The organism is Actinosynnema sp. NPDC059335 (assembly GCF_042752395.1).
Classification (GTDB): domain Bacteria; phylum Actinomycetota; class Actinomycetes; order Mycobacteriales; family Pseudonocardiaceae; genus Actinosynnema.
Window position 1 is genome coordinate 1 of the sequence record NZ_JBHYXZ010000250.1, and the last position, 7,884, is coordinate 7,884.

The window sequence follows — 7,884 nt, forward strand, 5'->3', positions numbered from 1 at the left end:
ATTCCCGGCCGCGCGCCACGCGTCGGTCAGGCCGGCACGCCGTGGTGGCGCTGCGCCGCCTTCAGGTACCGCGTGATGGGGTGCTGGTCCGGGTCGGGCGAGAACACGGCGGTCAGCAGGACGTCCATGGTGAGGGACACGGGGGCGTCGAACCGCTCGTAGTACCGCCGCGCCACCCGGCGGTAGTGGTCGTCCAAAGCGGACGTGCCGCCGTAGCCCGCCGGCAGGCGCAGCCCGTCCTCGAAACCGCCGGACACCGCCTGCATCGCGAACTCCTCCACCGAGTCCTCCGGCGTGAGCGACCGGATCGGCGGCCGCTCCGGCGCGAACATCGGCAGCCGGTCGGCGATCGCGGCCTCGCCGAGCACGTCGTCGGCCACCAGCCCGGCGATCATCGGGGAGCAGTGGAACCCGTCGCGGTAGGTGCCGGTGGCGACCACGAGACCCGCCAACGAGGTCCGGCCGATCAGCGGGTAGCCGTCCACAGTGGCCGGACGGTTGCCGACGAGCCACCGCTCGATGTCCGACTTGTAGATCGCCAGGTCGAGCTGCTCGTACGCGCACAGCAGGAGGAACTCGCTCTGGCCGAGGTCGGCCAGCCGCTGCGGCCGCTCGTACAACGCGTTCGTCGCGCCCAGGTACTCCACGCCGTCACCGAGCGGCACGACGTGCAGCCCGCACGCGCCCGCGCGCGTGGTCGTGCGGACCACGCCGGAAAACCCGCCGCCCTCCGTGCGCCGGGTCAGCGCGGCGATCCCCTTGCCCGCCAACATCATCGGCACCGCGCCGGGCGGCAGCACCCCGTCGAGCAGCTTGCCGCTGAACGCGCCGGTCGACACGACGACCGTGCCGGCGTGGACGGTGGTCCCGTCGGCCAGGCGCACGCCGGTGACCCGGTCGCCCGCGGCGACGACGGCCTCGACCTCCCGCTCCTCCCGCTCGACGCCGAGCGCCGCGGTGGCCGACTCCAGCGCGGCCAGCACGCGGCGGGCGTCGATCGCGCCCTCGCGCGGCACGTGCACGGCCCGCAGGGGACGGGCCTGCGGCACCGGGTTCAGGCCCGGCACGTCGCGCGGGTCCACTTCCTCGTGCGGTTCGGCGAACTTGGTCAGCGCCGCGCGGAACGCCGCGTAGTTGTCGTCGTCGAGCCGGCCCGAGATGCTGTTCGAGATGACCGTCGTGCCCGCCACGTACGCGCGGTCGAGCGTGTGGTCCGCCGAGTCGGCCGTCAGCCGCCCGATCCAGGACGGCCACCGGTCGAGCGCGTCCAGGCAGAGCTGGAACTTGCCCTCCCCGGCCGACGACAGCAGCGTGTACTTCGTGACCTCGCCGAAGGTGTTGAGCATGGCGCCCGCGGCCGCCGACGCGGCGCCGGTGCGGTGGCCGGGCCCGCAGACCACGACGCGCAACCGCTCGGCCCGGCGGGCCAGTTCGTACGCGATGGACAGGCCGATGACACCGTTGCCGACGATGAGCACGTCCACTGGTTGACGCGTGGTCATGGGTTCCCCTGTTCGGTACGAGGTTGCGCTGCCGTGCACAGCATCACGGCCCCGGCACGGCAGGGCATCTTCGTCTGTGCGGCCTTGGCGCGCGGTCCGTCCGTTGTGCCCGGACGAAGACCGCACGATCAGAGATCCCCGCACGCCCCGCCGTTCCTAGGATCGGCCTGAGCGCGCCACGACCCACCGACAGAGACGGGGCTTGCGGTGATAGAGATGGAAAGCGGCACCACGCCGGAGATGTCGGCCACCACGCTGGAGGACCTGGACCGGGCCCACCTCGTCCACCCGCAGCAGGCGGGGAGCAGTCCCGAGCGGCTGGTCATCGTGCGCGGCTCCGGCTGCCGCGTGTGGGACGCGCACGGCCGGGAGTACCTCGACATCGCCGGCGCCGGGAACTGGGCCTCGCAGGTCGGCCACGGGCGGGCCGAGCTGGTGGAGGCCGCCGCCGCGCAGAGCGCCCGGCTGGCCTTCTTCTCGGGCTTCTACGGCTACTCCAACGACAAGGCCGTCCGGCTCGCCACGCGGCTCGTCGGGCTGGCCCCCGAGGGCTTCGACCGCGTGCACTTCACCAGCGGCGGCTCGGACGCGGTCGAGGCCGCGATGAAGGTGGCCCGGCTCTACCACAGCCACCGCGGCGAACCGGACCGCACCTGGTTCATCTCCCGGCACTTCGGCTACCACGGCACCACCTACGGCAGCGGCACGCTGACCGGGTTCCCGGGCATGCAGGAGGGCGTCGGCCCGAACCTGCCGCACGTCGAGAAGGTCACGCCGCCGAACCTGTACCGGGCCGCCGAGCTGTACGGCTCCGACGACCCCACCGACTTCCTCCTGCGGGAGCTGGAGGAGACCATCGGGCGGCTCGGCCCCGGGCGGGTGGCCGCCATGATCGGCGAGCCCGTCATGGCGGGTGCGGGCGTGCACGTCCCGCCCGCCGACTACTGGCCGCGGGTGCGCGACCTGCTCGACCGCCACGGCATCCTGCTGATCGCCGACGAGGTCGTGACCGGGTTCGGGCGGTCGGGGCACTGGTTCGCCTCGGACGCGCTCGGCATGCGGCCCGACCTCATCACCGCCGCCAAGGGCCTCACCAGCGGGTACCTCCCGCTCGGCGCGGTGCTGATGCGGAGCGCGGTCGCGGACACCGTCGCCGGCCCCGACGTGGTCTTCGGCCACGGGCACACGTACTCCGCGCACCCCACCGCGTGCGCGGTCGGGCTCGCGAACCTGGACGTGCTGGAGCGGGACGGCCTGGTCGAGCGGGCCAAGGTCATCGAGGGCTGGTTGCGCGAGGACCTGGCGCCGGTCGCCGCGCTGCCGATGGTCGGCGACATCCGGGTCGTCGGCGCGATGGCGGCGATCGAGCTGGTGGCGGACCGGGAAACCCGCGAGCCGGTGATGGGCGACGCGGTGTCGGCCCGCCTCCAGGAGGTGCACGGCATCATCCTGCGCGCGTACGGCCCCAATGTGGTGGTCTGCCCGGCGCTCGTGGTCGAGCGGTCGCAGATCCGCCGCACGGCCGACGCCCTCGTCGAGGTCGTCTCGTTGCTGCGGGCCGACGGGCGGGTGGCGGCATGAGCGCGTCCTACGACTACGTCATCGTCGGCGCGGGTTCCGCGGGCTGCGTGCTCGCCTCGCGGCTGACCGAGGACCCCGAGGTCACCGTCTGCCTCATCGAGGCGGGCACCATGGACACCGACGAGGTCATCCGGGTGCCGGCGCACGGCGGCCGGCTGCTCCGCACGCGGCTGGACTGGGACTACGACAGCCACGAGGAGCCCGAGCTGAACGGCCGGCGGCTGTTCCTGCCCCGCGGCCGGGTGGTCGGCGGCAGCAGCGCCCTCAACGGCATGATCTACGTCCGGGGCAACCCGTCGGACTACGACGGGTGGCGGCAGTCGGGCTGGGACTTCGAGGACCTGCTGCCGTACTTCCTGCGTGCGGAGGACAACGAACGCGGCGCCGGCCCGTGGCACGGCGTCGGCGGACCGCTGCGGGTGTCGGACAGCCGCTCGAACAACCCGAGCAGCCAGGCATTCGTGGACGCCGCCGTCGAGGCGGGCCTGGGCCGCAACGACGACTTCAACGCCGACCGCCAGGACGGCTTCGGCTTCTACCAGCTCACGCAGCGCGACGGCGAGCGGTGGAGCAGCGCGAACGCCTACCTGCACCCGGCGCTGGACCGGCCCAACCTGACCGTGCTGACCAACGTCCAGGCGCACCGGATCACCTTCGCCGGCGACCGCGCCACGGGCGTCGTGGGCATGCGGCTGGACGAGCAGGTCGCGGTCCGCGCGGAGCGGGAAGTGGTCCTCAGCGCCGGCGCCTACAACTCGCCGCAACTGCTGCTGCTCTCCGGCGTCGGCCCGGCGGCGGAGCTGGCGGGCCTGGGCATCCCGGTCGTGCTCGACCAGCCGGAGGTCGGCCGGAACCTGCAGGACCACCCGTCGGTCAACCTGGTGTACGGGCACTCGCAGCCGGTCAGCCTGTTCACCGCGGGCGACCCGCGGCACGTGCGGGAGTACGCCGAGCACCGGCGCGGGCCGTTGAGCTCCAACGTCCCCGAGGCGGGCGGGTTCGTGCGCACCCGGCCCGGGTTGTCCGCGCCGGACGCGCAGTTCCACGTCCTGCCGGTGATGCTGGTCGACAACGGGATGTCCCCGCCGACCGGGCACGGCGTGTCGTTCGGCCCGTGCCTGCTCGACACCGGCAGCCGCGGCTCGGTCACGCTGCTGTCGGGCGACCCCACCGCGAAGCCCCGCATCCGGCACGACTACTACCGGGACCCGGCGGACCTGGACGCCATGGTGGCCGCCGTGCGGATCGGCCTGGACATCGCGCGGCAGGAGGCGCTGGCCCCGTACACCGAGCGGGCGCTCCAGACGCCGGCGTCGGACGGCGACGACGACGTCCGGGCGTTCGTGCGGCGGTACACGCAGACCCTGTTCCACCCCGCCGGCACCTGCGCGATGGGGTCGGTGGTGGACGCCGACCTGCGGGTGCGGGGGATCGAGGGCCTGCGGGTGGTGGACGCGTCGGTGATGCCCACGCTCGTGCGGGGCAACACGAACGCGCCGGTCATGGCGGTCGCCGAGCGCGCCGCGGACCTGATCCGGGGCCTCGCGCCGCGGACTTCGGAGGAGAACGTGGCGGCCGGGCGTCGATTCGCGGCCGACTCGTTCGTCGTGTAGGTAGAGGGTCGGAACCGGCCCCCAAGCGATCGATGGGATGCGTGAGATGGCGAAGTACCTGGTCCTGATCTACGGCGACGAGCAGATCTGGGAGTCGATGTCCGAGCAGGAGCGCAAGGACAACGAGGCGGCGCACGGCAAGTTCGCCGCCGCGGCCGGCGACGCCATCCTCGGTGGTCACGAGCTGATGTCGACGACGACGGCGACGAGCCTGCGCGGCAGCGCGACCGGCGAGCCGACCACCACCGACGGGCCGTTCCTGGAGACCAAGGAGGCGCTCGGCGGCTACTACCTGATCGAGGCGCCCGACCTGGACGCGGCGATCGGGCTCGCCAAGCTCCTGCCGGAGGTCTCGGTGTCGCACAGCGGGGTCGAGATCCGGCCGATCGTCGAGGTCGGCTGAGTCGGGACGGCACGGCTTGACCGACGACGCCGAGGTCCGGGAGGCCGTCGCGCAGGCACACCGCCGCGAGTGGGCAGTGGTGCTCGCCGCGACGGTGCGCCTGGTGCGCGACCTGGACCTCGCCGAGGAGTGCGCCCAGGACGCCTACGCCCACGCGCTGCGGAACTGGGCGGCGAACGGCGTGCCGGCCAAGCCGGGCGCCTGGCTGACCACCGTGGCGCGCAACCGCGCGAAGGACATCCTCCGCCGGGAGTCGGTGCTGCGCTCGGCGTTGCCGCTGCTGGTCACCGACGACGTCGTGCCGGGGCCGGAGGACCGGCCGGACCGGTCGGTGTTCGACGACGACCGGTTGCGCCTGATCTTCACCTGCTGCCACCCGGCGCTGTCCCGCGACGCCCAGGTGGCGCTGACCCTGCGGCTGGTGTGCGGCCTGTCCACGACCGAGGTGGCCCGGGCCTTCCTGGTCCAGGAGACGGCCATGGCCGCGCGGATCACGCGGGCGAAGAAGAAGATCAGCGGCGCCCGCATCCCGTACCGCGTGCCGTCGAGCGCCGACCTGCCGGAACGCGTCGGCGCCGTGCTGGAGGTCGTGCACCTGGTGTTCACCACCGGCCACGCCGCGCCGGTCGGCAAGGAACTCGTGCGGGAGGACCTGGCGGACGGCGCGATCCACCTCGCGCGCACGCTGCACCAGCTCCTGCCGGACAACACCGACATCACCGGCCTGCTGGCGTTGATGCTGCTCACCGACGCCCGCCGGGACAGCCGGCTGTCCGCCGACGGGCGGCTGGTCCTGCTGGCCGAGCAGGACCGCACGCGGTGGGACGCGGACAAGATCCGGGAGGGCACCACGCTGCTGACGGAGGCCCTGCGGCGGGGCGGTCCGACGAAGTACGCGGTCCAGGCGGCGATCGCCGCGGTGCACACCGAGGCGGCGACCTGGGAGGACACCGACTGGGTGGAGGTGGTCGGCCTCTACGGGGTGCTGCGCCGGCTGTGGCCCTCGCCGGTCGTGGAGCTGAACCGCGCGGTCGCCATCGGGTTCCGGGACGGTCCCGAGGCGGGCCTCACGGCGCTCGCGCCGCTGCTGGAGGAGCCCGCGCTGGGCACCTACGCCTACCTGAGCGCGGCCCGCGCCGACTTCCTGCGCCGGCTCGGGCGGTGGGCGGAGGCCGCCACCTCCTACGAGGAGGCCCTGGCGATGACCGACAACGAGGTGGAACGCGCCTTCCTGGCCCGCCGCCTCGAAGAGGTCACCCTCCACCTCGACTGACCTGTCGATCCGCGCGCTGCCCGTTCGTCGTCTATACGAGGGCGCCGAACGGCACCAGGCAGAGGGGTGGCGGATGGACGAGGAGCGGACGACCGCGAGGACGGTTCAGGCACGGTGGGCGGTGACCACCGTGTTCGGGATCAACGGGCTGCTGATCGCGAGCTTCGCGGTGCGTACTCCCTCGCTCAAGCAGGACCTCGACCTCACCGCCGGGCAGCTCGGGCTGCTCGGGGCGCTGTTCGGCGTGGCCGGGGTCCTCGCCATGCAGATGAGCGGCGCGCTCACCGCGCGGTTCGGCGGCAGGCGGATCGTGTGGATCACGGCGCCCGCGCTGCCCGTGCTGCTCATCGGCATCGGCCTCGCGCCGGAGTTCCTGGCGATGGCCGTGGCGCAGATGGCGTTCGGCGCGGTCCACGGCATCCTCGACGTCAGCATGAACGTGCACGCGGTCGCCGTGGAACGGGCGTCGAAGCGGCGGATCATGAGCGGCTGCCACGGCGCGTGGAGCATCGGCTCCATCATCGGGGCGCTGGTCGGGTCGGGCGCGGCCCACGTCGGCATGTCCCGGACCGAGCACTTCACGCTGCTGGCGGCGGTGCTCGTGCCCGCGGCCCTGGTGGCCGGGCGGTTCCTGCTGCCGACCCGGGCCGACCGGGGCCCGGAGAAGGCCGAGTCGCTCGGCGGCCGGTGGACCTCGTGGCGGACCGGGTGGACCCGCACGTTGCTGGTGTTCGGGGCGATGGGCGTCATGGTGATGACGGCCGAGGTGGCGGTCGCCGACTGGAGCGGGGTGTTCCTGCACGAGGACCGGCAGGCGTCGCTCGGCCTGGCCGGCCTGGCCTACGTCGCGTTCGCCATCTGCCAGACCACGCCGCGCCTGGTCGGCGACCGGATCCAGGCCCGCGTGTCCGCGACGCGCCTGCTCCGGTGGAGCGGCCTCACCGCGGCCGCCGGCATGGCGGTCGTGGTGCTCAGCCCGTCGCCGTGGCTCGGCATCGCCGGGTTCGGGATCGTGGGCCTGGGCGTGTCCCTGGCGCTGCCCGTGCTGTTCGGCGCGGTCGGCCACTACGGGGCCGAACTCACCGGCGGGAGCGACGCCGGGGCGGCGGCCATGGTGTCGCGGTTCAGCACCATGACCTACTCCGGCATCCTGGTCGGCCCGGCGGTCATCGGCTGGATCGCCGACTCCATCGGGCTGCCGTGGACGCTGGCGCTGATGATCCCGTTCCTGCTCGGGGTCGCGGCCGCGGCCCGGACCGTCGACCTGGCCCGGCGGCGCAGCGGCGCGGTGACGGACGTCGACGTGCTCCCGTGACCCTCGTCCGCGCCCGGTTGTCCGGTCCCTGCCGGCGGTCACGGCCGCCGGCGCGGTGACGGAGCCCGCGCCCGGTTGTCCCGTCCCTGTTCGACGTCACCGCCCCGGCGTGGATCGGAACGGCCCGCCGGCGCGGGGTAGGACGGCGACGCCCCCGCGGGGGGGCGGCCGGCTCAGGCGCCCCCCCCCCGGGGCCG

Annotated in this window: 6 protein-coding genes; 5 read left to right on the plus strand and 1 reads right to left on the minus strand. The window is 73.8% G+C overall.

The window, feature by feature from the left end; all coding sequences use genetic code 11:
• Positions 1-26 precede the first annotated feature (26 nt).
• Positions 27-1,502, minus strand: a complete 1,476-nt coding sequence (locus ACFXGA_RS38580; protein ID WP_378097636.1) for an NAD(P)/FAD-dependent oxidoreductase — start codon at positions 1,500-1,502, stop codon at positions 27-29.
• A gap of 216 nt (positions 1,503-1,718) precedes the next feature.
• On the opposite strand from ACFXGA_RS38580, the gene ACFXGA_RS38585 reads away from it, so the two are divergent.
• From ACFXGA_RS38585 to ACFXGA_RS38605, 5 genes are all read left to right on the plus strand, one after another.
• The gene (locus tag ACFXGA_RS38585) at positions 1,719-3,083 is read left to right on the plus strand and encodes an aspartate aminotransferase family protein (protein WP_378097639.1); all 1,365 of its coding nucleotides are present in this window, start codon (positions 1,719-1,721) and stop codon (positions 3,081-3,083) included.
• On the plus strand, positions 3,080-4,696 hold the full coding sequence (locus ACFXGA_RS38590) for a GMC family oxidoreductase (RefSeq protein WP_378097642.1): 1,617 nt from the start codon (positions 3,080-3,082) through the stop codon (positions 4,694-4,696). The genes ACFXGA_RS38585 and ACFXGA_RS38590 overlap by 4 nt, the downstream gene beginning before the upstream one ends.
• Positions 4,697-4,733: 37 nt before the next feature.
• Positions 4,734-5,099, plus strand: a complete 366-nt coding sequence (locus ACFXGA_RS38595; protein ID WP_378097645.1) for a YciI family protein — start codon at positions 4,734-4,736, stop codon at positions 5,097-5,099.
• Positions 5,100-5,115: 16 nt separating this feature from the next.
• Complete coding sequence (locus tag ACFXGA_RS38600) at positions 5,116-6,372, plus strand: RNA polymerase sigma factor (RefSeq protein ID WP_378097648.1); 1,257 nt, start codon at positions 5,116-5,118, stop codon at positions 6,370-6,372.
• A 121-nt stretch (positions 6,373-6,493) separates the two neighbouring features.
• Positions 6,494-7,687, plus strand: coding sequence for an MFS transporter (locus ACFXGA_RS38605; protein ID WP_378097650.1), 1,194 nt, complete (start codon positions 6,494-6,496; stop codon positions 7,685-7,687).
• Positions 7,688-7,884 lie beyond the last annotated feature (197 nt).

What these genes read in the sequence shown, in the direction of transcription:
- ACFXGA_RS38580 (WP_378097636.1), bottom strand. Translation starts at nt 1,502, where the DNA reads ATGACCACGCGTCAACCAGTGGACGTGCTCATCGTCGGCAACGGTGTC.
- ACFXGA_RS38585 (WP_378097639.1), top strand. Translation starts at nt 1,719, where the DNA reads ATGGAAAGCGGCACCACGCCGGAGATGTCGGCCACCACGCTGGAGGAC.
- ACFXGA_RS38590 (WP_378097642.1), top strand. Translation starts at nt 3,080, where the DNA reads ATGAGCGCGTCCTACGACTACGTCATCGTCGGCGCGGGTTCCGCGGGC.
- ACFXGA_RS38595 (WP_378097645.1), top strand. Translation starts at nt 4,734, where the DNA reads ATGCGTGAGATGGCGAAGTACCTGGTCCTGATCTACGGCGACGAGCAG.